This window comes from Vibrio nereis NBRC 15637 (assembly GCF_001591105.1).
Taxonomy (GTDB): domain Bacteria; phylum Pseudomonadota; class Gammaproteobacteria; order Enterobacterales; family Vibrionaceae; genus Vibrio; species Vibrio nereis.
In genome coordinates this window covers 72,975-98,045 of record NZ_BCUD01000004.1, presented here as the reverse complement: position 1 = coordinate 98,045, position 25,071 = coordinate 72,975, and the positions used below count along the sequence as shown (strand labels likewise).

Genomic DNA, 25,071 nt, shown 5'->3' with positions numbered 1-25,071 from the left:
AATACACAAGAAAAGTAATTAGATAAATTTATGGCACTAATATCACATCGATCACATTCGCCAAATCTATTTGTTTATTTATTAACCGCTCCTTTTGAGATTTCTTTAATTGCTTGATCCGATATTCAACTTTCAAAGCGAAACTGCGGGACGTACCGACCTTTTCGCTCCAAGCCAATTCTAACGGTCCCTTTCCTTTTAGAGCTTTCGCACCTTTGCCAGTGCTGTGCTGAGAAAAACGACGAGCAACATCTGTTGAAATACCGCAGTAGAGAGAATTGTTTCGGTCGCGAACAAGGTAGACATACCAATCCGCAACCGGAGTTGATGGCGAATCCGCCATTAGTTGGAAATTTGCTCTACCAAAGCCTTAAGCTCCGCTAGCTCTTGTTTTAGAAGCGCGACTTCATTTTCGAGTGCTTCCATTCTTTCGTTATTCGCGTTAGAAGACGCTGGCACAGCTTCTGTAGATGCGAGCGCTGATACATCAACTTCACCGCAGAACAAATGCATAAAGCGAGATTCACGCTTGCCTGGTTCACGTGGTAGTTTAACAACTAAAGCCCCTTCCTCGCGCGTTGCCATCGCTTCTAAAGTAGATTCCACCTCTTTAACGTCTGAGAACTCTGCCAATCGACCAGTTCTGGTGCGTAGCTCACCTGGTGTTTGGGCGCCGCGCAACAATAAACAACAAACAATCCCTTTTTCCTGTGCTGACAGTTTCAAATCACCAAACTCTGTATTGCAAAATCGGTGCTGATATTTGCTCGCTCGGCTATTAAAACCGCTTTCATCACTCACCAAACGGCGAGCGATTAATGCATCTACGGCCTCTTGCACGTCTATATCACTCAGCGCCATAACAGGCTCACGATTGCTCTTCTGGTTACATGCAGAAGTCAGACTATTTAGCGTTAAAGGATAGTAGTCTGGCGTTGTCACTTCTTTTTCAATCAAGCAACCAATCACTCGCGCTTCCACAGGACTCAGTTCAATGTTCATTTTTATTTCCTTATTATTTACTTCCTGAACCTTATTTAGTGTTCAGAAAGGATAGCAACCTTTTTCATATTACCATTTTCATCAATCATCACGATCTTACTTCGGTTCAATTCGACTTCGGTGATTTCTTGCTTTTTCTGTTCATCGCGATATGCACTGATGATTTTACTCGTACGCTGAGGTGTTGGCTCGGTTTTTTCCTTTGGTACGATAATGTCTGAAGTTCGCATAATTTCGCAGGTTTTAGAAAGCTGAATGCTCAAATCATATATCGAACCAAAGACGCGCTCAATCTCCAAACGAGTACTTGACTATAAAAACGTCAACATACGGTAATGATTGATCTTAGGACTGTTATCAGCCGAGATGATATGATTTAATCATTGGCAGTTAAGGTAATAATTAGGAAAAGATCTATGAGTGGTGTATTTGAAATCGTAGCTCAAGCTCGTCGTAAAAATAAACTGAAGCGCGAACTGATCGATAACGAGAAAAAAGTTCGTGACAACCGTAAACGTGTTGACCTTCTTGAGAACCTACTTGATTACATCAAGCCAGAAATGACTCACGATGAAATCGTAGCGATTGTTAAGAACATGAAAGCAGATTACGAAGACCGTGTTGATGATCACATCATCAAAAGTGCTGAAATCTCGAAAGAGCGTCGTGACATCAGCCGCCGTATTCGTGAATTGACAGAAGCTGACAAGCAAGGTCTACAAGGTAAGAAAAAATAATTCTTACCTTGTTAGCATTATTAAAAAGCCTGCATATAATATGCAGGCTTTTTATTGGTAAATGCATCTTATTGGAGAATCTACGGTTTAACGTCATCTATCAACAATTTTGGTTATAACAATTTAGTAAATAGCGTTAAACGTTTGCGTAATCGCTAACCTTCTCCGTTAGAATATTTGGGGCTTTTGTCACACATTTGGCCCTGTTATATTTCATCTTAGTTAAATAATTCAAACCATTCGGGGCACGGAGCTTCCTCAATTATCTCAAGAAGAGAAGAATTGGTACCGACACTGCTCGGCAAACATTAGAGGGTCAATTTATGGATATGAATGTGGTTGAAATCCTTGGCTACGCTGCTTCAATCATGGTCGCTATTTCTCTTACCATGAAAGATATCGTTAAGCTTAGAATCATTAACTTTATTGGTTGTGCTCTATTCACAGCATATGGCTTAATGATTGACGCTTGGCCAGTCGTGGTTACCAATGGCTTCATTGCTTGTGTTAACGTCTACTTCTTAGCAAAAATGCAAAGCGAAAAGAAGGTAACCAGTAGCTAAGTGAGCTCTAGTGTACCAAATACAAACGCCCCGAAAGTTCGTCTTTCGGGGCGTTTTCGTTTTTGCTTGGGAAGAGGGATTACTTATCAGAGACAATCAATAACAATTCAACACGGCGGTTACACGCCTTGCCTGATGATGTCGCGTTTGAACAAGAAGGGACATGCTCTCCGTAACCACGAGTAAAAATCGCATTTTCACTCACACGATTTTGCACCAATTGTTGCTTAACGGCTTTAGCTCGTCGTTCTGACAAACCATCATTAAACCTTGCACTACCCGTGCTATCCGAATGCCCATCAATCACTACATTAATATCTGGTTGGGAAGACAAATAGCTACCAATCAGGTTTAACCATTGCGCGGTGTGTGGTATCACCCTAGATGACCCAGTTTTAAACTTCACTGTGTCTTTCAATTTCACCATTATATGGTTACCGGGTAACACTTCGTAATCCACACCGTTCTTAAGAAGGAAGCTCTGTAAGCTATCTGTATTGACGTTTTTTACAGTAGGCTCGTAATTAGTTTGCGGGGCAGCGCCTACCTCACGTTGTGGGTTTGAAGCAGGAACTTGCACACCTGTCGTTAAGTTTCTAGACGGATAACCCCATTCTGGGTTCCTAAGTTCAGTATTACTTTTGGGGGCTGTATCCAGCATGTCCTGCATAAAAAATGTGGACCTATGGTTATTGGTACTGCTGCAAGCTGACAACAGCACAATCAGAGGTAAAGCCAGATATTTCATCTTTCCGCCCTAGTTTTTCTTTTACTACCTTTTCTTTATCGGCCAGGATTGATTTTCTTTAGCTATAATTTAGCGCGACCCACCCTATCCAGCTATACACAATAAGAAACGCACAACCAGAAACAATTTGCTAAGGAATTGACACTCCTTGCTATTTAGTTCTTTAAAATGAAAGAGTAAAATTCACTACACTGTTAATTGAATGCTTTAAGATACTCATACCATTAAGAGTAAGATACCTAAAAAGCCTTTACTGAGAATTTCTTATGAAAAAAATCCTGTCCCTAATTTTGGTCGCCTTTATAACCATACTTGCTGGCTGCTCTGAAAACAGCACACCTAAAGAGGGCGAGCAATATCAAAAACTAACCACGAACCTTTCGACTTATCGCTTACCACCAGTGACCGAAGTATTCTCTCTTAACTGCGGCCATTGCCGTAAAATGGAAGAGGTGATCCCTCAACTGGAATCTCTAACTAACCAGTCAATCGGAAAAGTGCACGTTACGTTTAACCAAAGTGCTCAGGTAGCGGCCATGATCTATTACACCGCCGAAATGCAGCTGGGTGGCCAGCCTGATCATGACATGATGAATGAGTTATTCTCGGCGGTACAAATGGGTGACGGTGCGACGATAACTGAAAAACAACAAGCTATTGAGTCAGTATTTCATTCACGTAATTTGAAGAGCCCTTACGAGCTTGAAGAAGCGCAGCAAGAGCAGCTATTTAGAGCGATGCAAATTGCTGATGAAATCACAACTAAAGGCCAAATCAACGGTGTACCCACTTTTATTGTTAGTGGAAAATACATGGTAATGACTTCTGGGCACCAAGACGCTGAAGGCATTGCTGATACAATTAACTATCTGACTAACTTAAAATAAATAACTGGACTTATCTAATGTCAAAAATCATTTTCCCTCTTGTTATCTTTATCCTCGCAGCGTTTATGATCTACCGTACGTGGACGAACCATAAAGCAGGCGATGAAAACTTTGCCGCAGGCCAAGCCTTCCTACTAGAGAATGCGAAGAAAGAAGATGTGATCACCACAGAAAGTGGACTTCAATATCAGGTACTACACAAAGGTGAAGGTTCTGAACACCCAACCAAAACGAGCACAGTAACTGTGCATTACCACGGTACTCTTATCGATGGTACTGTGTTTGATAGCTCGGTCGATCGCGGTGAGCCGATTACTTTCAAGTTAGGTCAAGTAATTAAAGGCTGGCAAGAAGGTCTGACTTATATGGCTCCTGGTGACAAACTGCGTTTGTTTATCCCTAGCCCACTCGCTTACGGCAAAAGTGGTACTGGCCCAATTCCACCAGCTTCAACGCTGATTTTTGAGGTTGAACTTTTGGAAATTAAGTAGATAAAACTAAAAAAGCCAATCATCATGATTGGCTTTATTTTTCCGTTATCTACTAAGCAACGGCTGACTCTTGCTTACAAAACTTAGTGAGTTGAGTCTTAATGAAATTCACATCTGCAGCGTAGAACTCTTCCAGTGGCAGTTCTGCATACTCTAACCATTTGAACGTTTGGCGACGTTCTTCACCTACTGGCATAGGTTGATCACTTGGGCCAGCTTCAAATACTGCATAGTAAATGCGACCACCAAATTCATTAATACCAGCGAATGTCGCTAAATGTTTCAACCCTTCTAATTGGGTTTCTTCAGAGAGCTCTCTAATAGCAGCGTCTGTCCCTGTTTCGTTTTCGTTGACTTCTCCCCCAGGGAATTCAACCACCATCCCTTTTGAGGCTCTATAACGCTCTTGCACCAACACTTTCCCATTTCTGACAACGACGGCCATAGATAAGTGTGTCATCTCATACTCCTTCAGTTCTTTGCTGCTATATGCAGGAAGTCACATTTTGCTACGCTTTTGTGACTTTGGCTAAATTTCGCGTTGAATGATAGCCTAATGTTCGCATTGATGCTTATGGGTCAACTCACATTTATGGTTTTGAGAAACAAAAAAACCGATACCATTGCTGATATCGGCTAGAAAATGCGAGTTAACACTACTTGTGCTTGTCTTGAATGTAACTATCACCAACATCGATAACAGCCACATCCTTAATAAAGCTGCGTCCTAGAAGGAGTGGATAAGTCAAATGCGTTCTGTCAGCTAACGTGAACTCTGTCTTTTGTTTTAAATCACCAATCTGAATCCAGGCTTCCACTACCGCGCGGCGATGTGAACCATCCGCTGTGGATTGAAGGATCTTAACCCAACGTTTTACTGGCAGTTCAAGTTGCTCACTTTTAATTCCGTCATGCTCCACTTTAAATCGTACCCACCTTTTCCCATCGCGCTTGAACGTTTCAATATCGGTTGCGCTGATAGAAGAGGTCGTCGCGCCAGTATCGACACGCGCTCTAAAGTTTTGCTTAAGTTCTGGGACATACACCCACTCTCTTGCGCCCAGAATCAGTTTTCCATCACTGGTCTTTTGTGCTTTAAGCACCATTTTGGGCCGTTCGCTTTTAGCCGAGACTTGTTCGGCTTTCGCTTGTTGTTCTGGCTCAGGCTCTTTGGGTTGTTCATCCGTGCAGGCAATGAGACTACCACCAAGTAAAATAAGAGTCAGAGTTCGTAACGACTTAATCATTCAACCACCTAGTTTTCGACGAGACAATGCTAAAAATTAATCAGGCCCGTATTAACGAGCCTGATATCTAATTTTAAGCCACTTTGACTATCGCCTCTGCGACATACGGAATGTCTCTTTCCGTTAATCCGGCGATATTAATTCGACCATCGCCAACGCCATAAATTCCATACTGTTCTCTCAGTTGAAGCATTTGGTCTTGGCTAAAGCCCAGCACAGTAAACATGCCTTTGTGGCTTTCGATAAAATCGAATTGTGAAGTATCGTGAGAATTTCTCAATTCTTGGCACAAGGTTTGACGAAGGTTTAACAAACGTTGTTGCATTTCACTCAATTCTTGCTTCCAAATTGCAGTGAGCGCTTGATCTTGCAAGATGGTTTTGACTAGGGCAGCACCATGATCTGGCGGCATAGTGTAAGTAGCACGAGCAAGAGTCAACAGCTTGCCTCTCGCGTTGGTTACATCTTCTACAGATTTGCCCACAACGATTGCCGCACCTGTACGCTCGCGGTATAGGCCAAAGTTTTTAGAGCATGAAGTCGTAATCAACATCTCGTCAACGTTGTCCGCCATGTAACGCAGACCTTTTGCGTCTTCTTCAAGACCATCGCCAAAACCTTGATAAGCAATATCAACAAAAGGCGTGAAACCGTTTTTCTGAGCAAGCTCTGTGATCACTTTCCATGATTCAAAATCAATGTCTGCACCCGTTGGGTTATGGCAGCAGCCATGCAGTAGAACCACATCGTCTGGACCAGCATGAGACAGATCAGCTAGCATACGTGCGGTATCAACTTGTTTGGTCTTTGGACTGAAGTAGCTGTAGTGTTTTACGTTAAGGCCAGCGGCTTCCATCACTGGACGATGGTTTACATAACTCGGATTCGAAATCCAGACGGTCGTATTTGGCTGAGCAACTTTCATTAAGTCACCTAGCATACGTAGCGCGCCACTTGCACCCGGTGTTTGGATAGCGGCGACACGATCCATTGCAGAAGTGCCTTTAAGCAGCAGATCAACCATGCTTTGATTAAATTCTTCACAGCCAGCTAAGCCGACGTAGGATTTTGTTTTTTGCGTCTCGACCACAATATCTTGTGCTTTGAGAATCGCTTGCATGATTGGTGTTTCGCCTTCACTGTTCTTATACACGCCGATGCCCAAGTCCACTTTTTCAGGACGAGGATCATTTCGGTAAGCAACAGAAAGCGACAAAATTGGATCTAGTGTTGGTGTTGGTAATTTAGAGAACATGAAAGTCACAACCCTTTGAAATTCAAGTAACGGGCTACACGTTATCATCTAAATTATAGAACTAGAAATAAAATTTTAACGCTTGAGCCAAAAACAGAATAAACGCCCAAGATAATTTTACATTTTCGCAACATGAGTAATGAGTGCAGTATATTTATCTACCTTCACACCAGTACTCAAAAGACTAGAGCTTGAATCGATGAATAACCTGATTAGAACTGCCCCTCCACTCTAAGTTGAGGTCTTTCTTGTCTTGCTCAAACTTCCCATCAATTAGAACATCAATTAATTCAATGACTTTTTTCTGTTTTTCATTCAGTTCGCTTAGCGTATAACCGGTCCAGAGCCAAATATCCTTTCCAGAACATTCAGATTTCACCCGTGTTACTAAATGAAGAATGGTGTCAACGTTAGCAGGATGAAGTGGGTCTCCACCTGACAAAGACAAGCCTCGACGCTTTATTCGCGTATCCTGTAAGTCCGCAATAATTTGGTCTTCCAGTTCTTGGGTATACGGATGGCCGGAGTTTGGGTTGAGTGTGGTTTGGTTGTAGCATCCACGGCAGTTATGCTCGCACCCTGAAACAAACAGGGTGCAACGCGTACCTTCACCATTGACGACATCAACTTGATGATACTTTTGGTAATTCATGGGTTACAAATGCTTTACTCGGCGCTTAACTTCTTCTTGTTTACCAAAGTTAAACGGTCTTGCATCAGGGCTACCTAGATAACCACATACGCGGCGTGTAACCGACACTTTTGTGGAATCGTGGTTACCGCAGCTTGGGCAAGTAAAGCCTTTGCTGGTACATTCAAACTCCCCCATATAGCCACATTCGTAACACTCATCAATCGGTGTATTGGTCCCGTAGTAAGGTACTCGGCTGTAGCTGTAATCCCACACGTTCTCTAGCGCTTCAATATTTCTCTGCATGTTAGGGAACTCGCCGTAACAGATAAATCCACCACTTGAGACCTCCGGATAAGGCATCTCGAAATCAATCTTATCGTATGGGTTAGCTTTCTTCTCTACGTCTAAATGGAAGCTGTTCGTGTAGTAGCCTTTCTCGGTCACGCCTTCAACAACACCGAACTCTTTAGTATCAATGCGGCAGAAGCGACTGCACAAGTTTTCACTCGGAGTACCGTATAGGCTATAACCGTAGCCAGACTCCTCACTCCACTGATTCACCGCATCTTTCAGGTATTGGATAATCGCTATCGCCTTATCACGTAGTTCGCTGCTGTCATAAAGGTGAGTGTCGGAGCCAAACAGTGCATTGATGGTTTCATGTACCCCGATGTAGCCCAAAGAAATGGATGCGCGGCCATCTTTAAAAATATTGGCTACGGATTCTTCGGCTTTAAGGCGAACACCACAGGCACCTTCCATGTATAGAATAGGAGCTACACGCGCTTTGACATTTTCAAGACGTGAGATACGCGTCTCTAGTGCGCGGCGTGCTAGTTTTAGTTTCTCGTCTAGTAACTGGTAGAACTTAACCTCGTCCCCATTTGCACGAATTGCGATACGCGGAAGGTTTAAGCTCACGACACCAAGGTTATTACGTCCTTCATGGATAAGCTCACCATTCTCTTCATAAGTGCCAAGGAAACTACGACACCCCATAGGCGTTTTAAATGAGCCTGTCACTTCAACAACTTTGTCGTAGTTGAGAATATCTGGATACATGCGTTTTGACGCACATTCCAAGGCGAGCTTTTTAATGTCGTAATTTGGGTCGCCAGCCTTGTGGTTTAGCCCATCTTTGATGCCAAATACCAATTTAGGGAATACCGCTGTTTTGCTGTTTTTCCCTAAACCTGCAATGCGGTTTTTCAGGATAGACTGCTGAATAAGGCGAGAAGCCCAACTGGTGCCCAAACCAAAGCCAAACGTAACGAAAGGCGTTTGCCCATTTGCGGTATGCAGCGTGTTCACTTCATATTCAAGTGACTGGAAAGCATCAAAACACTCTTTCTCGGTGCGAGCGCAAGCGAATGCTTCGGGATCATGAATATCCCACTCTTTTGCGATTTGAAGGTGCTTCTCGTAACTCGCCATTACGTAAGGCTCTAACACTTCGTCGATTCGGTTGATGGTTGTGCCGCCGTAGATATGGCTTGCCACCTGCGCAATAATCTGTGCGGTGACGGCTGTTGCGGTCGAAATCGATTTAGGGGTATCAATTTCCGCATTACCCATTTTAAAACCGTGCGTGAGCATGCCTTTTAGGTCGATCAGCATGCAGTTAAACATCGGGAAAAAGGGTGCGTAATCCAAATCGTGGTAATGAATGTCACCCTGCTCATGAGCCTGAACGATATCGCGCGGAAGAATGTGAGTTTTGGCGTAATGTTTTGCCACAATACCGGCCAGCAAATCACGCTGAGTTGGGATTACCTTACCGTCTTTGTTGGCGTTTTCGTTGATCAGGTCAACGTTGCTTTCTTCAATAAGGCCTTCAATCTCGCGTGTCAGAACACTTTGCTTTTCGCGCGCAATATCGCGATCGTGACGATATTCAATATAAGAACGCGCAAGTGACTTAAATGGCCCTTGCATCAATTCATTTTCAACCAGAGTTTGGATTTCAGCGATATGAACTTCATCGTGATCTTTAAGCTGCAGCTCTACCGCTAACGCAACATTCAGTGCATAAATAGCGATCTCTTTATCGACGTGATCGGCGGCGGCTTCGACTGCTGCCTGAATGCGATCTCTGCTAAACGGAGCCCTTGAGCCGTCACGCTTGATTACGATTGGTTTCACCTTCTCTCCTTACCCTTAGCATACTCACAGACTTATCCACAAAGACACTATATAGGGTTATCTATTCTAATTGCGACACTATATATTGTGGCGTATTTAACGAGATGAGCCATTGAAAAGTATTGATATCGATCAATAAAAACCACCCCAAGATTAAGATCAAACCAATCTTAGTGGCACTGATCTCAGAGGAAATGAAAATCAAGAAAATTGTAATTTTGCTCGTTTTTCACTTGCAATTTTTAGAGCCCTTATAGGATAAAGGTATCCGCTCTCTATTTGGATAACACACTATGAAAAGCCCTAATATTCTCTCTGTATTGATGAAAATTGTTGCTCTGTTTGTTCTTTGTCCAGCTATTGCTTTTTCAGCCACATTTACAACATGGAATATCGAGTGGCTGAGTTCTGCACCTTCAGCCAAGTTTGAAGAATCTCGCCGGACATCAGCCGATAATGAAGCTCTAGCAAAACATTTTCGCTTAACGGACAGTGACGTGCTAGCGTTTCAAGAAGTCAATGATTTGAGTGCTATTGGAGGTGTGGTTGGAGATGGGTATAACATATTTTTCTCACAACGAAGTGGCAGCGATTTCGATAAGAATCAATTCGACGACATCAATCAGTACACGGGTATAGCTGTAAGAAAAGGTATCCCTGCCCGTAATCAGCCAGATCTCCAGCTGGATACCCATCCTTTCAGTAAATTGAGATTCGCCACCTATGTGGTGCTGTATCCTGATTCCGACCAAGCAATTCACGTGCTGTCATTACACCTTAAAGCGCGCTGTTCTGGCGCGTACAGAAATAACCGACACTGCAAAACATTAAAGGCTCAAGGTGCTTCGATTAATCGCTGGCTAGGTGAAAGAGAGGAACACAAACAGTCCTACGTGCTTCTTGGTGACTTTAATCATAACCTCAGTTATCCAAACGATTGGCTATGGAACGTAATCGCAAATGACACCCAAGCATTGCTTGCCACTCGCGACACACCGGCAAGCTGCAAAGTTCGCTCTAAAAGGCAGCCCAATAAACTTCACCAGTTCCGCTCGCTCATTGATCACATCATTGTGAGCAAAGACATCGCATACCACAGCGTAAAGCAGATCACGTTCAAGCCTGATGAGGTGTTTAAATATCACCTCAGCGATCACTGCCCGATCCAGTTGCAGTTAGGACTATAGTGCAGCCTAATAAAACGCCCCGCGAATTCGGCGGGGCGCTTTGTTATCAAAGGCAGTGTTTAAGCTTTTCGAGGCTCAAATCGTGATTTCATTACCACATAATAAAGCACCGGGATAACCAATAGCGTTAATACCGTGGAAACGAAAATACCAAAGATCAAACTGATGGCTAAACCATTAAAGATAGGGTCATCCAGAATAAATACCGCCCCTATCATAGCCGCCAGGGCTGTGAGCATAATCGGCTTAGCCCGTACAGCAGCAGACTGAATCACAGCCTCACCGAATTCGATGCCTTGCTCAACTTGCTGGTTAATAAAATCCACCAGCAGTATTGAGTTACGCACAATAATGCCTGCCAGCGCGATCATCCCAATCATGGAGGTGGCCGTAAATTGCGCGCCCAATAATGCATGCCCTGGCATAACACCAATAATGGTTAGAGGTATCGGCGCCATAATGATGAGTGGTACTAAGTAAGACTTGAACTGCGCAACAACAAGCAAATAGATCAAAATCATACCTACAGCGTAGGCGATCCCCATGTCTCTAAAGGTCTCGTAGGTAATTGTCCATTCCCCGTCCCAAAGTATCGCGATTCCGTCTAAACCATCAGGCTGGTTGATGTAGTGTTGAGCAAGGTTCATTTCATTGTCTAACGTACTGCCAATGTTAAACATGCCATACAAGGGGCTATCAACTGAACCTGCCATATCACCAACCACCATCACCATCGGGACTAGGTTCTTATGCACGATATAGTCATCCATACGTGTCTGACGCACTTTCACCAAATCAGACAGCGGGTAGGTATTACCACTCATGCTACCTACTTTCATGTTTAAGACTTGTTCTAAGCGCACCTTGGCAGTTTCACTGGCTTGAATTTGAATCGGTACAGGATACTTATTGTGCTCACTGTGCAAATAAGTAATCGGCTTGCCACCAACCGAAGTCGCTAATGCGTCAACTATTGAAGCATAAGGTATTTGGTAGCGTGAGGCCTTACTGCGATCAATCACCACTTGCCATTTTTGGTGCGCTTCCGGCAAGTACATATCCACATCGACAATATCATCGGTTGAACGGAAAATTTCACGTACTTGTCTCGCAGCTTGCTGGCGCAACTCTGGCGTTGGCCCATAAACCTCAGCCAGAATCGGTGACCAAACCGGCGGCCCAGGCGGAACTTCGACGACTTTGACTTTACCGCCAAATTTTTCCGCCACTTCATTCAGTAGTGGGCGAACCGCTGTCGCTATCTCATGGCTGTCGCGATCACGCTCTTTGCGCCCTGCCAAATTGACTTGAATATCGCCTTGGTTAGCTTGGCTGCGCATAAAGTAGTGTCTGACTAAACCGTTGAAGTTGATCGGCGCAGCAGTCCCTACATACATTTGGTAGCCCGTTACCTCTGGTACTTTGTTTAGTTCACTGCCCATTTCAAACAATACGCGTTGAGTGCGTTCAAGCGAGGTACCTTCAGGCATATCTAACACCACTTGAAACTCTGACTTGTTATCAAACGGGAGCATTTTTAATACGACTGCTTGGAAAACAGGTAGCATGACGGACCCGGCAATTAACGCCAATACCGCGAGCAACAGCATAAAACGGTTTCTACCTTGCGCTTTAGCTTTAACGAACGGCGACATTATGCGATGAAATACCGAGCTTGATGCGGTGCTTTCCTGGTGTGCTGCAGGTTTTAGGAAATGACGCGCGAGCCAAGGCGACACCACAAATGCCACCACAAGCGAGATCATCATCCCCATAGAAGCGTTGATAGGGATCGGGCTCATGTATGGGCCCATTAAACCACTGACAAATGCCATTGGTAATAATGCGGCGATCACGGTGAAGGTCGCTAAGATCGTTGGCCCACCCACCTCATCCACGGCAGCTGGAATGAGTTCATTGATCTTGGCTTTGCCCTTAGACATATGGCGATGAATGTTTTCTACCACCACAATGGCATCATCAACCAAAATACCAATCGAGAAAATCAGCGCGAACAGCGATACACGGTTTAAGGTAAATCCCCACGCCCAAGAGGCGAATAGCGTAATCATCAAGGTTACCACTACCGCAAAACCAACAATTAAGGCTTCTCGCCAGCCCATTGTGATCAACACTAAAACTACAACGGCTGTTGTTGCGAATGCGAGTTTACCTATCAGAGTATTACTCTTGTCTGCTGCAGTTTTACCGTAGTCACGGGTGATCTCAACGTTGACTCCATCCGGAATAAGCTGGTTCTCAAGTTCGACTAAGCGGCTTTCAATCGCATTGGCTACATTGACCGCGTTTTCGCCGCTCTTTTTCGCAATCGCGATGGTCACGGCAGGGTAGATTCCCGATTTGTCACTGGTCCAGACATTTTGCGTTGGTGTATCTGCGCCCAACTTAACTTCAGCGACATCCTCAAGATAAACGGGCGTGTTATTGTGTAGCCCAACCACAAGCTGCTTAACCTCTTCAACGCGCGTTAGAAACTGGCCAACCTGGACCGGAAACTCCTGATTATCGTGTGTTAAACGTAACATTGGAGAACTTGCATTGGCAGCAGGTAAATGCTGGTTAAGCTGATCAAGCGTGATACCAAAGCTATTCATTTTTACAGGGTCGAGACGCACGTCAACAATCGTATTATGGCCGCCCACTGTGTAAATATCTCGCGTGCCTTTAATACGCTTAAGCTCTGTTTCCAGACCATGTGCCACTTGCGTTAATTGTTGTTGATCCAGCCCTCCAGAACGATCCGAAAGTGTAATACTTACAATAGGTACATCTTCAATGCCCTTGGGTTTGATAATGGGCTCACCGACTCCAACCCCTTGCGGCATCCAATCTTTGTTCGAATACAGTTTGTTGTAGATTCTGACCACCGCGTCGTTGCGGCTGACACCGACTTCGAAAATGGCCACAATCATCGCACCGTCTGGCTGTGAGAAAGAGTAAATTTTGTCGATACCTTGGATCTCAGAGACAATCTGCTCAGCTGGATTCGTCACTAAACTTTCGACTTCTGCTGGTGATGCACCAGGGAACGGGATATAAACATCCGCAAACGTCACATCTATTTGAGGTTCTTCTTCTTTCGGCGTCACAATGACGGCAAATAAGCCCATCAGTAGCCCAACAAGCGCTAATAATGGCGTCATGGCTGAGTTTTGGAAGGCCGCTGCTATGCGACCCGAAATACCGAGTCGTTTGTCCATAATTACTTCCCTTCTACAGCTAGTGCGACTGTCGAAATGACATCACCTTCTTCTAGACCAGACAACACCTCGACATAATCGCCGTAAGTTTGCCCAAGGCGTACTGGATTGAGAATTCGTCCATTTTGATCAATGCGGTATACGGCACTGAGTTCGGCACGCCTAACAACTGCGCTATTAGGGATAAGTAACGAGTGGTTTTCACCATATCTAAACTCAGTTTTAACCCACATCCCCGGCACTAACGCCTCAACTTTCTCAGGTAACTCTAAACGCATTTTGAAGGTATGCGATTGCGGGTCCGCATAGCTGAACAAGCTATATTCCGTTGGCGCAATGCGATCACCTTGAGGCGAAAGCACGTCAAACTGGCCAACGTTTTCAACTTTATCTTGATAGCGCTGTGGGATGTCTGTTTCTACCCTCAACATATCAAGTGAGAAGCCACTTAACAGGGGCATACCTGGTGCAACCGTTTCACCTAGCTCTACATGCCGTTTAGTCACAACGCCATCATAAGGTGCCGTTACGCTGGTGTAACCCAACGACTCTTTGGCCTGCGCTACGGATGCTTGTGCCGCTCTCACACCCGCTGACGTACTTCGAGCTCGTGCTTCTGCACTATCCATTTGGTCTTTAGAAATGGCTCCACGAGGGAATAATTGGCGATAACGCGAGACTTGTGCTTGAGCCTCTCGATTTTGAGCGATAGCACTCGCTAATTGTGCTTGCGCGGCATCCAGAGAAGCCGACTGCTGAACCGCACTAATTTCCAGCAGGACTGTGCCTTGTTTTACGTAGTCGTTAACATCAACATGCAAACCCACAACGCGACCAGACGTTTGAGCGGCAACTGTCCCCTGATTAACGGGCTGTACGACACCATCTAGGTGAATAACCTGAGATATTGGCGCTCGTTTTACCGTGTACTGCTCTTGCTTATCTGCTGCATTCACCTGACCAGATGCGGCCATTGCGATAGCTATACTCCACGTTAACCATTTCATTGTTGCCACTCCCTTCTCATTATTCCACTTTGAGCATAGTCGCTATGCTGTTTGCGTTTGTGATTCCCGGTTGTTTTTGAAACAAATCAATAAGTTTGTTGCCCCTAGCCCTACCATCATGAATGCGAAGAAAACCCACACTCCACTGTTCCCGAGTGCCAAGCTAGAAAGTGCAGGCCCAGGGCACACACCCGCAATCCCCCAACCTAAACCAAAAATCGCTGCACCACTCACTAATCGGCTATCAATAGATTTGTTTTTTGCTAAGCAAAATTCTTGCGCGACCACTGGCTTTTGCTTGGGTTTGATCAACAAAAAGTAGCTAGGCATAAACACAAGTAACGCCCCGCCCATTACAAACATCAAACTTGGATCCCATGCACCTGCTACATCGAGGAATCCCACCACTTTTTCTGGATTAGCCATCCCCGAAATGATCATACCAAGGCCAAATAAAACCCCAGAAAACAGAGACACTAAACGAAAAATAACGTTATTCATTTTTAAACCAACCACGAGCTAAATTAAGTGAAGACGAACATAAACCGTTGCAGCGGCAACAAACATAAAAATGCACGTTGCTACAATCGAGCGCGTTGATAAACGCCCAATACCGCAAATCCCGTGTCCACTAGTGCAACCGTTACCTAAGCGCGTACCGATACCAACCAGTAAACCCGCGATGGCTAACACAGCAGTACTACTCGAATAAGTGGTCGGTACATCACTGGTAAAAGCCAATACCCCGATGGCGCCGCCTGATACCATTCCAACCGCAAAGAGTAAACGCCACGCAAAATCTCGTGATTTAGGCGTTAATAGGCCTGTCATGATTCCGCTGATGCCAGCTACCTTGCCGTTTATCAACAGCATCAACGTTGCTGATATCCCTAATAAAATGCCTCCTGCTAAAGATTCCCAAGGAACTGTGAAAGCCATATCTACCTCTTAAAAAATGAAAACCGAAAATCATTCGCCACAAAATGTGGTCTGTAAGTTCTGAATAAGTTGGACAATTCGCGGATCGCTCAGCGAATAAAAGACTTGTTGTGCTTCTTTACGAGATGTAATCAATCCATGTTTGCGCATAACAGTGAGATGTTGAGAAAACGCGGATTGACTCAATGCAGAGCCGCTTTGCAGCGATCCTACTCCGACCTCTCCTTGTGTTAACTGGCACAACACCATCAAGCGTTCTGGATGGGCCATCACTTTAAGTAGCTCAGCGGCTTCTACTGCATTTTTTTGCATCTCTGCCATATTCACTGTTTGATCCACCATGACTGACCTCGAGTAACACATCTACATTAGATAATACTAAACAATATAGATTAGTCAATTCTAATTTAGATACTTTAAATTTAGACAAAGAAACATTAGACAAAACTAATTTAGAGTTCTATAGTAATAGTCATCAGAGGAAATCGATTCGTAAGGAGAACGATGATGACTTTAGAAAATGCTGTTCGAGTTTTTGCGGGAGCGATGGTTTTGCTGTCTGTGGTATTGACGGTGACCGTTCATAGTGGTTTTGTGTGGCTAACTGTTTTCATTGGGGTAAACTTGATCCAAAGTGCATTTACAGGCATATGTCCTGCGGCCTTTTTCCTCAAAAAACTTGGCTTTCATTAACGGAGTTTCAAATGACTAAAATTCTTATTGTTGGTGGTGTTGCTGGTGGCGCTTCCGCCGCTGCACGCGCTCGCCGCCTTAGCGAAGATGCCGAAATCATCATGTTCGAACGTGGCCCCTTCGTCTCTTTCGCTAACTGCGGATTGCCATACCATATTGGTGGCGACATTGAGGAGCGCAGCAAACTTTTGCTTCAAACACCAGAAAGCTTCCTTGCGCGCTTTAATGTCGACGTACGCGTAATGAACGAGGTGGCAAGCATTGATCGCGCCAGCAAGTCAGTAACAGTTAGAAATTTAATCGACAATAGTGAATACACTGAAAGCTATGACTTTCTATTGCTAAGCCCAGGGGCGGGTCCAGTCGTTCCACCTATCCCTGGCGTTGATAATCCGCTGACCCACTCGCTACGCAACATTCCTGACATGGATCGCATTATTCAAACGATCCAAATGAACAAACCGGAACATGCGACGGTTGTTGGTGGCGGTTTTATCGGTCTTGAGATGATGGAAGCTTTCCACCAGCTTGGTATCAAGACCACGTTAGTTGAAATGGCAGATCAAGTGATGACACCAGTCGATAGAGAAATGGCTGGGATCGCGCATGCCGAGATCAAACAGAAAGGCATTGATTTAAAACTGGGAGTCGCGCTACAAGCCATTGAGTACATACCAAACGAACACATTGCAAGTTTCGGTTCTGGTGAAAGTGACGAACACCAGCATATTGAAGGTGAGCTGAACTTAACGCTGAATAACGGTGAAACACTAACAACTGACATCCTGATCATGGCGATTGGTGTTCGACCTGAAACCAAACTCGCCGCAGACGCAGGGTTAGAAATTGGTCAGCTAGGCGGCATCTGGACCAACGAGATGATGCAAACAAGCGATCCAAGCATCTATGCCGTTGGTGACGCAGTGGAAGAAAAAGACTTCGTGACCGGTTCACAAACTCTCGTCCCACTAGCAGGCCCTGCTAACCGTCAAGGCCGCATGGCAGCAGACAATATGTTAGGCCGAAACGAAACGTATCAAGGCACACAAGGTACCGCGATTTGTAAGATATTCGACTTAGCCGTTGCCTCTACAGGTAAAAATGAGAAGCAACTAAAACGAGATGGTGTGGAATATGAAAAGGTTTATGTTCACACCGCGAGCCACGCCAGCTACTACCCAGGGGCGGAAGTCGTTTCATTCAAAATGCTATTTGATCCGAAATCAGGCAAAATTTTTGGTGCTCAAGCCGTCGGTAAAGATGGCATCGACAAGCGTATTGACGTGATGGCAGTAGCACAACGTGCTGGTATGACGGTTGATCAGTTGCAGCACCTCGAGCTGACCTACGCACCACCCTATGGCAGTGCAAAAGATGTCATCAACCAAGCTGCATTTGTCGCAACAAACATGATGAAAGGTGACGCAAAAGCGATTCATTACGATGAGATCTGTGACTTAAATGACGATCAAATTTTGTTGGATGTACGTAACCCTGGTGAGCTTGAAGCTGTCGGCTGTTTAGCTGGCGCTATAAATATTCCTGTTGACCAATTACGCCACCGTATGGGCGAGCTACCAAAAGACAAAGAGATCATTATCTATTGCCAAGTTGGGTTACGCGGTAACGTCGCATATCGTCAGCTCGTTAATAATGGTTATAAAGCTCGTAACCTGCTGGGCGGTTACCGAACTTATCTTTTTGCCCAAGCATAATTTGCAAGCAATCCACTGCTATTTCTTTTGGAGCACCTAGAGTGCTCCTTTTTTGTATCCGTTATAAAACGCTATTTAACGACTCATACTGAGTTTTCACAGGTTCATGGAACGATCTATTTTAATGCAATAGAGATCTCAACTTCGTCATGGCCTTTATAAAACTCAAAATCTGTCGTATAAGCGCGTGAATGAGGACAGTCTTCAGCATCAAAGTAACGCCAAACTTCTCCCCATAGATCAATCACGACTTGGGGCATCTCTCCTTTGGCTGAAAATGTCAGGTACTTTCCTGATTCAATTTTGGTGCTTATCAATTGCGGCAATGAATCTGACGAAAGGTTACTTGCACAGGCAAAAACATCATAAGCACCTGAAACATCCGAATCGTAATTGGTGTAAAGGCCATACACCTTAGAACTCTCACCAAGTTTTGGTAATGCTTCGATATAGAAACGCTCCCACAAGCCACCAATTTTTGCGTTAGTTGCATTCATTTCATCCGCATTTGTGGTACGCACAAAAAAGCCTGCTACTTCGAAGCCTTCCAATTGACTGACGTTCATAATTATTCCTTATTATTGATTGAATTATTTATATATACGCAATAACAGCGCATGCCCCTATGAGCCTAAGTACTATACTGGCGAATCTCAGCCACTACGATATCTGTGACGATATTTTAACTCGTTGAATTTCGGTCACTAACTCTTTGCCGAAAGACGAACATAGCACTAGTGCCTTCTGCTGAGAAACCTGCTCACCAAGAGCAAGATTAAGCGCCATTTGTATTGAATCGGCAAATTGCGGGTAAAAGCGAGCAGCAACTTGAGCACATTTTTCAAGATTGCTATACCAGCTACCATCTACATGAGCGACTAATGAATAGGCAGTGCGCAGTATTTTCTTGCCAATAACTTTACCTTGGCTTTGAACTGGCTGCGCCTCAAATTGTTTTATTGCGTCGGCTAAATCTCCATTTAAAGCCAGCGCAATCCGAAGATCCGGTTTTAGCTGTTCGAAACGCTGAGATAAATCTTCCCCCCAGACGCAACAGCAACAGTGTTTAAGCCAAAAATGCCAACGGAACTTCTCTTTTTCATTGAGTACCTCCTGCAAGCTTCCCGGATCAATATCCAGTTTACTAATGGTGTTATGTTCCGACGGTATAAGTAGCGAAATATGACCCAGCGTCTTTTCATCATCCGCGCTAATGTCATGATTGAACACAACCGACACATCCAGATCTGAGCGCCCCGCAACTGCCGTTCCCCGTGCGATACTGCCATACAGGTAAATACTGTGTATCTTGTTGGGAAGTTGTTCGGTGAGAGACTGAATGACCGCATCAACCACGCCTTTGAATTCAGGTTGGAGATGCTCAATCGAGCAATCATTGATGATATAACCAAGCTTATCTAACCCACGGTCGTCAAAGTGCAACTGCATAAATCTCCTAGATACCATGTATTTACAACGAATTAGCACAAACCAATATGCACAAAATTGACTATAACTACAAAATACAATGTATGCCATCACCTTGACGCGTATCGGTCACCACTTAGTTGATCGTTCTGTAGCACGTGAGTTTGAAGTGACTCGAAATAGCCAGTCGAGTATGACAAAACCCTACACAAAATGATGGAAAGCGCCCAACAGTCTGACAATTTCAACAATAGTTATAACACTATAAACGCCCTCGCCCTGTTAGCTTTGTGGCGCAAAACCATCATACAACTCACTTGCTGAGTTGTTAGTCAGCTAACTTGAAGGTGAACTATGAAATCATATTTAAAGATCCCATTACTGAGTCTGAGTACCATTGCTGCATTCAGCTCGTTTTACGTTAATGCCCATGGTTGGGTTGAGTTCCCAAGTGCACGTCAGAACACGTGTTATCTAGATGGCGGATTTTGGACAAACCAAATTCCTAACCAAGCATGTCAGGCCGCGTTCGACGAGTCGGGCGCTTTTCCGTTTATCCAACGCAGTGAAATTGCCGCAAATGTGCCAAATTATCGCGATATGGCACATGTCCAAACCATCATTCCTGATGGTGAACTGTGTTCCGCTGGCGACGCGGCTAAGAAAGGGTTAAACGTTCCTTCTCCACATTGGCAACGCACGAATATTACACCGGATGAAAATAATCAAATCGAACTGGTGTTCTTTGGCCATGCTCCACACAATCCATCTTATTGGGAATTTTACCTAACCAAACCAAGTTATGATCCAACACAGCCACTGACTTGGAATGATCTAGAGCTGATTGATACCGCGGGCAACATCTTTGTTGACTCTGAAAAGCGCTACAGAACAAAAGTGACTTTTCCTGCGGATCGCTCGGGTGATGCCATTTTATACACTCGATGGCAGCGCGTAGATGTTGTAGGAGAAGGATTTTATAACTGTAGCGATATCACCATAACCAGTTCAGGCGGCACAACTCCAACCGATCTGATAACACCTACAGACCCTAGCAGCGATCTTTCTTCACTAGGCTACTTTATTACACCGGGTTTTGGGCCAGTTAAACCTGGCGATACCATACGATTCCGAACGTTTGACGCAAGTGGGTCAGAAATCATCGATTTGTCTTTGCCAATCACGACAAGCAACACCACAACTTGGGCTGCTGAGATTGCCGACCAGTTTAATGCACAGCAAAGTGGCGATTGGTATGTGGGTATTTGGCATAAAGAAATGAATAACTACATGTTTGATACCAATAACCTTAACGCTAACCATGTGTTCGCACCAAGCGAAGCATTTAGTTACGCGTTATCCCATCTCAAAGCAGAGTCTCCTACGCCTGTGGAACCTACAAACCTTTGGGATAAGAACGCGGTATACAACAAAGGAGATACCGTCACCCACAATGGTAAAGAATGGACTGCAAAATGGTGGACAAAAGGTGATGAGCCAGGCACTACCGGCCAATGGGGAGTTTGGCACTAACTAACCTCTTCATATCTATCCAAAACCCTTCTACCTATTAGAAGGGTTTCTTTTTACTTTCTAATCACCCCAAAATCACCTGCTCATTACTTTAAAATCAAATTATATGAAACAATACTAGTACTCAGTAATAAGCAGATTTTACATATCCGAATACAAAAAATTACCATGAATAAATATAAGCAACTTTGTTTATATTAATTTGAATATATCAATGATAATACTATAATTATTAATATCTATAATAATTAACCTATGATTAATTTGTAAATACAATCTAAGGGAATTTCAATTTGTTGGTTTTATTAACAATCAAAGTAATATAGAATTTTATATCTAATTATCGAAAAACGAGATTATGATATAAAATCATTATTATTCATACAGTTATATAAACAAGTAAATTAATGCTTTATTAATCGGATAAACTAATATGCATTTGGTTTATTACACCTGTTTTAGTTAACTTAAAAATAAAATTCCCTTCTATCGTAGGACTGTAGTCTCTTTCTATTTTAAAACCATAAATAACAACCACTTAAAAATAAAAATGAAAACACTAATCACAGCAGCACTTTCAGTTTTGGTACTTTTTTCTGTGCCTACTTATTCAAAAGATAAAATTCAAAAACAAGAAGGGTTATTGACACCTCAACTTATTGAAAATACATATAAATATGCGAAGTTGGATGGTGTATTGGATTTTAACCTATTTAACGAAGCATATACCGCGTATAAAAATACTCCTGGTACAAAGAAGCCACTGTTAACCATTATCGATTATAGTAAGCCATCGACGGAAAAACGTTTTTATGTGGTTGACTTAGAAAAGAAAAAACTCATTTTTAATACTTATGTTTCTCACGGAGTCAATAGTGGTAAGAAACAAGCGACAACGTTTTCAAACGTCATAAACTCTCGTAAGACATCCCTAGGTACATTTCTGACGGATACCACCTACTACGGTTCAAACGGCTACTCGCTTCGCCTTGATGGGCTAACGGCAGGCATGAATGACAAAGCAAGAGAGCGCTACATTGTGATTCACGGGGCTGACTACGCAAACGAGTCGTTTATAAAAAAGAATGGCTACCTAGGAAGAAGCTGGGGTTGCCCGGCACTACCTAAGAATTTGTCCCGCGAGATCATTGATACGATCAAAGGCGGCAGCGTCATCTACGCAAGCGCTTAAAATATAAAAACGGCTGGTAACACTACCAGCCGTTTTTGCTTATTCACAAGTCGTAAGCTCTATCTCATCCGATGTCGATTTTTCTAACTTAATCGCAATGAATTTCGATGTTGGTGTAAACGTTCTATCACCATAGCTATCCAGAGGCACAAGTGGGTTAGTCTCTGGGTAATACGCTGCGGCTTGACCCGCTGGAACGTCATAAGCCACCAAAGTAAACCCGTTGACTCTGCGCTCTACGCCATCTTCCCAAAGTGAAACCATGTCAACTTTGTCACCGGGTTCAAAGCCAAGTTTTATGATGTCATCTTCATTAATGAACAGTACTTCACGCATGCCAAATACGCCACGGTAGCGATCGTTCAGGCCATACAATGTTGTATTGTACTGGTCGTGGGAACGCATTGTTTGCAGGATCAAGTCTGGCTTGTTTCCATTTTCAAGAATAGCCTCGTTGATGAGCTGTTTAGGTAGCTCACTTGAGCTAAACTGCGCCTTGCCGCTTGGCGTGTTCCAACGACGCTCCGCCGCGGCATTGATCAGGTGGAAGCCGCCCGGGCTTTTCAGTTTTTCATTGAAACCGGTAAAACCAGGAATCGTGTCAGCAATTAAGTCACGGATACGATCATAATCTGCAATTGCCCAGTTCCAATCAATTGGGTGCGCGCCTAACGTCGCATTAGCGATACCTGCAATGATGGCTGGCTCCGAACGTAAATGTTCCGAACGCGGCTTAAGCTGACCGAATGAAATGTGAACCATGCTGAATGTATCTTCAACCGTAACGCCTTGCGGCCCTTCGGCTTGAGTATCAATTTCAGTGCGGCCAAGACAAGGAAGGATCAAAGCATCTTTTCCTGTCACTAAGTGCGAACGGTTCAATTTGGTAGAAATATGCACGGTCAAATCACAATTGCGCATCGCTTCATGTGTGCGCTCAGTATCCGGTGTCGCTTGCGCGAAATTACCACCTAAGCCGATAAACACCTTGGCTTGTTTTTCTTCCATCGCTTTAATCGCTTGGATGGTGTTATGGCCAACGCCGCGAGGCACTTCAAAATTAAAGCGACGCTCAATACTGTCCAAAAACATATCTGATGGTTTTTCGTCAATCCCCATTGTGCGGTCGCCCTGTACATTACTGTGACCACGCACAGGTGAAAGCCCAGCTCCCGGCTTACCAACGTTACCTCGTAACATTTGCACATTAGCGACTTCTTTAATCGTTGGTACAGAATGACGATGCTGAGTTAGCCCCATAGCCCAACAGGTAATGACACTTTCAGCACGTCGGTACATACTGGCAACTGTTTCAATCTCACTTAAATCTAAGCCAGATTGCTCTGCGATATGTTCCCACGTGGTCGCATCAACTTCGGCAAGGTATTCATCAACACCCGTTGTATGATGCTCTAGGAATTCACGATCAAACACCGCTTCCCCACCCGTCGCGATCGCTTCGCGCTCCCACTGCAGCAAGAACTTAGCAATACCACGAAATACCGCCATGTCTCCGCCAAGTGCCGGGCGTAAATATGCCGTGTTAGTCGGTTTTGAACCGTTACTAAGCATCTCAACTGGCATTTGTGGGTTCTGGAAACGCTCTAAACCGCGCTCTTTTAACGGGTTAATACAGATAACCTGTGCACCGCGCTTCACTGCCTCTCGTAGTGGCTCCAACATACGTGGGTGGTTTGTTCCCGGGTTTTGGCCAATAACAAAAATCGCATCTGCTTTTTCGAAATCGTCAAAAATTACCGTCCCTTTGCCTACCCCGATGGTGTCTTTCATGCCGATCGCACTGGCTTCATGACACATATTTGAACAATCAGGGAAGTTATTGGTACCAAATGCACGAACAAATAACTGGTATAAGAAAGCTGCTTCGTTACTTGCGCGGCCAGACGTATAAAACTCAGCCTGGTGAGGAGAGTCCAATTGATTCAGGTGGTTGGCAACTAACTCAAAGGCATCATCCCAAGAGATAGGAACGTAATGATCCGACGCTGAATCGTATTTCACCGGATGAGTAATTCGGCCTTGATACTCCAGCCAGTAGTCCGTTTGATTAGAAAGAGAGGAGACGCTGTGGTTGGCAAAAAACTCGGGATCAACCAGCTTGTTTGTTGCTTCCCAGTTTACCGCTTTCGCACCGTTTTCACAGAAGTTTACTTTTCCGCTTTCAGGAGCCTCACCCCATGCACACCCAGGACAGTCAAAGCCACCATTTTGGTTGGTTTTGAGCATTGTACGGATGTTTTTAACGGCGTTTTCACTGCCCCACCAGCTTCTGGTAACCGCTTTTAACGCTCCCCAACCACCAGCAGGACCTTTGTATGCTTTAATTTGTTCTTTTTGGCTCACGACTTTACTCCTCACGAACAGGAACAACAGCAAACAGGGTCACCCATGGCAACAAGCGCGTTATAGACATAATGCGTAAGTAATGA

26 protein-coding genes are annotated in these 25,071 nt (G+C 44.2%); 9 read left to right on the top strand and 17 right to left on the bottom strand.

All coding sequences use genetic code 11. The features are described 5' to 3' along the window. Positions 1–28 precede the first annotated feature (28 nt). From VNE01S_RS06005 to VNE01S_RS05995, 3 genes are read right to left on the bottom strand one after another with little or no spacing between them, the layout of a single operon-like run. Positions 29–343 carry a GIY-YIG nuclease family protein gene (locus VNE01S_RS06005; protein WP_053394827.1) on the bottom strand — a complete coding sequence of 105 codons (315 nt, stop codon included), beginning with the start codon at positions 341–343 and terminating at the stop codon, positions 29–31. Then, positions 343–1,002, bottom strand: a complete 660-nt coding sequence (locus VNE01S_RS06000; protein ID WP_053394828.1) for a YceH family protein — start codon at positions 1,000–1,002, stop codon at positions 343–345. Before VNE01S_RS06000 ends, VNE01S_RS06005 begins: the two co-directional genes overlap by 1 nt. A gap of 35 nt (positions 1,003–1,037) precedes the next feature. Further along, positions 1,038–1,232, bottom strand: a complete 195-nt coding sequence (locus tag VNE01S_RS05995) for a hypothetical protein (RefSeq protein WP_053395112.1) — start codon at positions 1,230–1,232, stop codon at positions 1,038–1,040. 186 nt (positions 1,233–1,418) lie between these two features. Between VNE01S_RS05995 and VNE01S_RS05990 the strand changes: the two genes are divergently transcribed. Together VNE01S_RS05990 and VNE01S_RS05985 are read left to right on the top strand one after the other, a co-directional pair. Continuing rightward, a complete protein-coding gene (locus VNE01S_RS05990) occupies positions 1,419–1,739 on the top strand; it encodes a DUF496 family protein (RefSeq protein ID WP_053394829.1) in 321 nt (106 codons plus the stop codon). Between the two features lie 323 nt (positions 1,740–2,062). Then, the gene (locus VNE01S_RS05985) at positions 2,063–2,302 is read left to right on the top strand and encodes a YgjV family protein (RefSeq protein WP_053394830.1); all 240 of its coding nucleotides are present in this window, start codon (positions 2,063–2,065) and stop codon (positions 2,300–2,302) included. A gap of 79 nt (positions 2,303–2,381) precedes the next feature. Here VNE01S_RS05985 and VNE01S_RS05980 read toward each other — a convergent pair whose 3' ends face one another. Then, on the bottom strand, positions 2,382–3,050 hold the full coding sequence (locus VNE01S_RS05980; RefSeq protein ID WP_053394831.1) for an OmpA family protein: 669 nt from the start codon (positions 3,048–3,050) through the stop codon (positions 2,382–2,384). Positions 3,051–3,316: 266 nt separating this feature from the next. Between VNE01S_RS05980 and VNE01S_RS05975 the strand changes: the two genes are divergently transcribed. Together VNE01S_RS05975 and bamJ are read left to right on the top strand one after the other, a co-directional pair. Next, entirely contained in the window at positions 3,317–3,937 is a 621-nt protein-coding gene (locus VNE01S_RS05975; protein WP_053394832.1) for a thiol:disulfide interchange protein DsbA/DsbL, read from the top strand. A gap of 17 nt (positions 3,938–3,954) precedes the next feature. Beyond that, positions 3,955–4,428: a BamJ family beta-barrel-assembly machinery protein gene (gene bamJ, locus VNE01S_RS05970; RefSeq protein ID WP_053394833.1), complete on the top strand. Its 474-nt coding sequence runs from the start codon at positions 3,955–3,957 to the stop codon at positions 4,426–4,428. Between the two features lie 52 nt (positions 4,429–4,480). On the opposite strand, the gene VNE01S_RS05965 is transcribed toward bamJ, so the two are convergent. The 5 genes from VNE01S_RS05965 to nrdD all read right to left on the bottom strand — a co-directional run bounded on the left by VNE01S_RS05965 (position 4,481) and on the right by nrdD (position 9,706). After that, positions 4,481–4,888, bottom strand: a complete 408-nt coding sequence (locus tag VNE01S_RS05965; RefSeq protein ID WP_053394834.1) for an NUDIX hydrolase — start codon at positions 4,886–4,888, stop codon at positions 4,481–4,483. 196 nt (positions 4,889–5,084) lie between these two features. Beyond that, entirely contained in the window at positions 5,085–5,675 is a 591-nt protein-coding gene (locus VNE01S_RS05960; protein WP_053394835.1) for an ATP-dependent zinc protease family protein, read from the bottom strand. A 73-nt stretch (positions 5,676–5,748) separates the two neighbouring features. Beyond that, complete coding sequence (locus tag VNE01S_RS05955; protein WP_053394836.1) at positions 5,749–6,930, bottom strand: amino acid aminotransferase; 1,182 nt, start codon at positions 6,928–6,930, stop codon at positions 5,749–5,751. A gap of 184 nt (positions 6,931–7,114) precedes the next feature. Further along, positions 7,115–7,582 carry an anaerobic ribonucleoside-triphosphate reductase-activating protein gene (gene nrdG, locus VNE01S_RS05950; protein WP_053394837.1) on the bottom strand — a complete coding sequence of 156 codons (468 nt, stop codon included), beginning with the start codon at positions 7,580–7,582 and terminating at the stop codon, positions 7,115–7,117. Between the two features lie 3 nt (positions 7,583–7,585). Beyond that, positions 7,586–9,706 carry an anaerobic ribonucleoside-triphosphate reductase gene (gene nrdD / locus VNE01S_RS05945; RefSeq protein WP_053394838.1) on the bottom strand — a complete coding sequence of 707 codons (2,121 nt, stop codon included), beginning with the start codon at positions 9,704–9,706 and terminating at the stop codon, positions 7,586–7,588. A gap of 293 nt (positions 9,707–9,999) precedes the next feature. On the opposite strand from nrdD, the gene VNE01S_RS05940 reads away from it, so the two are divergent. After that, a complete protein-coding gene (locus tag VNE01S_RS05940) occupies positions 10,000–10,893 on the top strand; it encodes an endonuclease/exonuclease/phosphatase family protein (protein WP_053394839.1) in 894 nt (297 codons plus the stop codon). 59 nt (positions 10,894–10,952) lie between these two features. Here the strand turns inward: VNE01S_RS05940 and VNE01S_RS05935 are convergent, their stop codons facing one another. From VNE01S_RS05935 to VNE01S_RS05915, 5 genes are read right to left on the bottom strand one after another with little or no spacing between them, the layout of a single operon-like run. Beyond that, a complete protein-coding gene (locus VNE01S_RS05935) occupies positions 10,953–14,114 on the bottom strand; it encodes an efflux RND transporter permease subunit (protein WP_053394840.1) in 3,162 nt (1,053 codons plus the stop codon). A gap of 2 nt (positions 14,115–14,116) precedes the next feature. Next, positions 14,117–15,121, bottom strand: coding sequence for an efflux RND transporter periplasmic adaptor subunit (locus VNE01S_RS05930; protein ID WP_053394841.1), 1,005 nt, complete (start codon positions 15,119–15,121; stop codon positions 14,117–14,119). A gap of 42 nt (positions 15,122–15,163) precedes the next feature. Continuing rightward, complete coding sequence (locus tag VNE01S_RS05925; RefSeq protein ID WP_053394842.1) at positions 15,164–15,622, bottom strand: YeeE/YedE family protein; 459 nt, start codon at positions 15,620–15,622, stop codon at positions 15,164–15,166. An 18-nt stretch (positions 15,623–15,640) separates the two neighbouring features. After that, positions 15,641–16,060: a YeeE/YedE family protein gene (locus tag VNE01S_RS05920; protein WP_053394843.1), complete on the bottom strand. Its 420-nt coding sequence runs from the start codon at positions 16,058–16,060 to the stop codon at positions 15,641–15,643. Between the two features lie 30 nt (positions 16,061–16,090). Beyond that, positions 16,091–16,402 carry an ArsR/SmtB family transcription factor gene (locus VNE01S_RS05915; RefSeq protein WP_082331655.1) on the bottom strand — a complete coding sequence of 104 codons (312 nt, stop codon included), beginning with the start codon at positions 16,400–16,402 and terminating at the stop codon, positions 16,091–16,093. A 165-nt stretch (positions 16,403–16,567) separates the two neighbouring features. On the opposite strand from VNE01S_RS05915, the gene VNE01S_RS05910 reads away from it, so the two are divergent. Both VNE01S_RS05910 and VNE01S_RS05905 read left to right on the top strand, forming a co-directional pair. Next, positions 16,568–16,753 (top strand): YgaP family membrane protein, encoded by a 186-nt coding sequence (locus tag VNE01S_RS05910; protein WP_053394845.1) that lies wholly within the window; start codon positions 16,568–16,570, stop codon positions 16,751–16,753. Positions 16,754–16,764: 11 nt separating this feature from the next. Beyond that, positions 16,765–18,468 (top strand): FAD-dependent oxidoreductase, encoded by a 1,704-nt coding sequence (locus tag VNE01S_RS05905; RefSeq protein ID WP_053394846.1) that lies wholly within the window; start codon positions 16,765–16,767, stop codon positions 18,466–18,468. Positions 18,469–18,584: 116 nt separating this feature from the next. On the opposite strand, the gene VNE01S_RS05900 is transcribed toward VNE01S_RS05905, so the two are convergent. Together VNE01S_RS05900 and VNE01S_RS05895 are read right to left on the bottom strand one after the other, a co-directional pair. Then, positions 18,585–19,034, bottom strand: coding sequence for a GyrI-like domain-containing protein (locus VNE01S_RS05900; RefSeq protein ID WP_053394847.1), 450 nt, complete (start codon positions 19,032–19,034; stop codon positions 18,585–18,587). A gap of 94 nt (positions 19,035–19,128) precedes the next feature. Beyond that, complete coding sequence (locus VNE01S_RS05895) at positions 19,129–19,917, bottom strand: nucleotidyltransferase domain-containing protein (protein WP_082331656.1); 789 nt, start codon at positions 19,915–19,917, stop codon at positions 19,129–19,131. A 333-nt stretch (positions 19,918–20,250) separates the two neighbouring features. Between VNE01S_RS05895 and VNE01S_RS05890 the strand changes: the two genes are divergently transcribed. Continuing rightward, positions 20,251–21,429, top strand: coding sequence for a lytic polysaccharide monooxygenase (locus VNE01S_RS05890; protein WP_053394848.1), 1,179 nt, complete (start codon positions 20,251–20,253; stop codon positions 21,427–21,429). Between the two features lie 550 nt (positions 21,430–21,979). Continuing rightward, the gene (locus VNE01S_RS05885; protein WP_082331657.1) at positions 21,980–22,621 is read left to right on the top strand and encodes a murein L,D-transpeptidase catalytic domain family protein; all 642 of its coding nucleotides are present in this window, start codon (positions 21,980–21,982) and stop codon (positions 22,619–22,621) included. A 39-nt stretch (positions 22,622–22,660) separates the two neighbouring features. Here the strand turns inward: VNE01S_RS05885 and VNE01S_RS05880 are convergent, their stop codons facing one another. Further along, on the bottom strand, positions 22,661–24,985 hold the full coding sequence (locus VNE01S_RS05880; RefSeq protein ID WP_053394849.1) for an FdhF/YdeP family oxidoreductase: 2,325 nt from the start codon (positions 24,983–24,985) through the stop codon (positions 22,661–22,663). Positions 24,986–25,071 lie beyond the last annotated feature (86 nt).

Bases quoted from the DNA above. Each gene is read 5' to 3' on its own strand.
- VNE01S_RS06005 (WP_053394827.1), bottom strand. From the start codon at position 343: ATGGCGGATTCGCCATCAACTCCGGTTGCGGATTGGTATGTCTACCTT.
- VNE01S_RS06000 (WP_053394828.1), bottom strand. From the start codon at position 1,002: ATGAACATTGAACTGAGTCCTGTGGAAGCGCGAGTGATTGGTTGCTTG.
- VNE01S_RS05995 (WP_053395112.1), bottom strand. From the start codon at position 1,232: ATGCGAACTTCAGACATTATCGTACCAAAGGAAAAAACCGAGCCAACA.
- VNE01S_RS05990 (WP_053394829.1), top strand. From the start codon at position 1,419: ATGAGTGGTGTATTTGAAATCGTAGCTCAAGCTCGTCGTAAAAATAAA.
- VNE01S_RS05985 (WP_053394830.1), top strand. From the start codon at position 2,063: ATGGATATGAATGTGGTTGAAATCCTTGGCTACGCTGCTTCAATCATG.
- VNE01S_RS05980 (WP_053394831.1), bottom strand. From the start codon at position 3,050: ATGAAATATCTGGCTTTACCTCTGATTGTGCTGTTGTCAGCTTGCAGC.
- VNE01S_RS05975 (WP_053394832.1), top strand. From the start codon at position 3,317: ATGAAAAAAATCCTGTCCCTAATTTTGGTCGCCTTTATAACCATACTT.
- bamJ (WP_053394833.1), top strand. From the start codon at position 3,955: ATGTCAAAAATCATTTTCCCTCTTGTTATCTTTATCCTCGCAGCGTTT.
- VNE01S_RS05965 (WP_053394834.1), bottom strand. From the start codon at position 4,888: ATGACACACTTATCTATGGCCGTCGTTGTCAGAAATGGGAAAGTGTTG.
- VNE01S_RS05960 (WP_053394835.1), bottom strand. From the start codon at position 5,675: ATGATTAAGTCGTTACGAACTCTGACTCTTATTTTACTTGGTGGTAGT.
- VNE01S_RS05955 (WP_053394836.1), bottom strand. From the start codon at position 6,930: ATGTTCTCTAAATTACCAACACCAACACTAGATCCAATTTTGTCGCTT.
- nrdG (WP_053394837.1), bottom strand. From the start codon at position 7,582: ATGAATTACCAAAAGTATCATCAAGTTGATGTCGTCAATGGTGAAGGT.
- VNE01S_RS05940 (WP_053394839.1), top strand. From the start codon at position 10,000: ATGAAAAGCCCTAATATTCTCTCTGTATTGATGAAAATTGTTGCTCTG.
- VNE01S_RS05935 (WP_053394840.1), bottom strand. From the start codon at position 14,114: ATGGACAAACGACTCGGTATTTCGGGTCGCATAGCAGCGGCCTTCCAA.
- VNE01S_RS05930 (WP_053394841.1), bottom strand. From the start codon at position 15,121: ATGAAATGGTTAACGTGGAGTATAGCTATCGCAATGGCCGCATCTGGT.
- VNE01S_RS05925 (WP_053394842.1), bottom strand. From the start codon at position 15,622: ATGAATAACGTTATTTTTCGTTTAGTGTCTCTGTTTTCTGGGGTTTTA.
- VNE01S_RS05920 (WP_053394843.1), bottom strand. From the start codon at position 16,060: ATGGCTTTCACAGTTCCTTGGGAATCTTTAGCAGGAGGCATTTTATTA.
- VNE01S_RS05915 (WP_082331655.1), bottom strand. From the start codon at position 16,402: ATGGTGGATCAAACAGTGAATATGGCAGAGATGCAAAAAAATGCAGTA.
- VNE01S_RS05910 (WP_053394845.1), top strand. From the start codon at position 16,568: ATGACTTTAGAAAATGCTGTTCGAGTTTTTGCGGGAGCGATGGTTTTG.
- VNE01S_RS05905 (WP_053394846.1), top strand. From the start codon at position 16,765: ATGACTAAAATTCTTATTGTTGGTGGTGTTGCTGGTGGCGCTTCCGCC.
- VNE01S_RS05900 (WP_053394847.1), bottom strand. From the start codon at position 19,034: ATGAACGTCAGTCAATTGGAAGGCTTCGAAGTAGCAGGCTTTTTTGTG.
- VNE01S_RS05895 (WP_082331656.1), bottom strand. From the start codon at position 19,917: ATGCAGTTGCACTTTGACGACCGTGGGTTAGATAAGCTTGGTTATATC.
- VNE01S_RS05890 (WP_053394848.1), top strand. From the start codon at position 20,251: ATGAAATCATATTTAAAGATCCCATTACTGAGTCTGAGTACCATTGCT.
- VNE01S_RS05885 (WP_082331657.1), top strand. From the start codon at position 21,980: ATGAAAACACTAATCACAGCAGCACTTTCAGTTTTGGTACTTTTTTCT.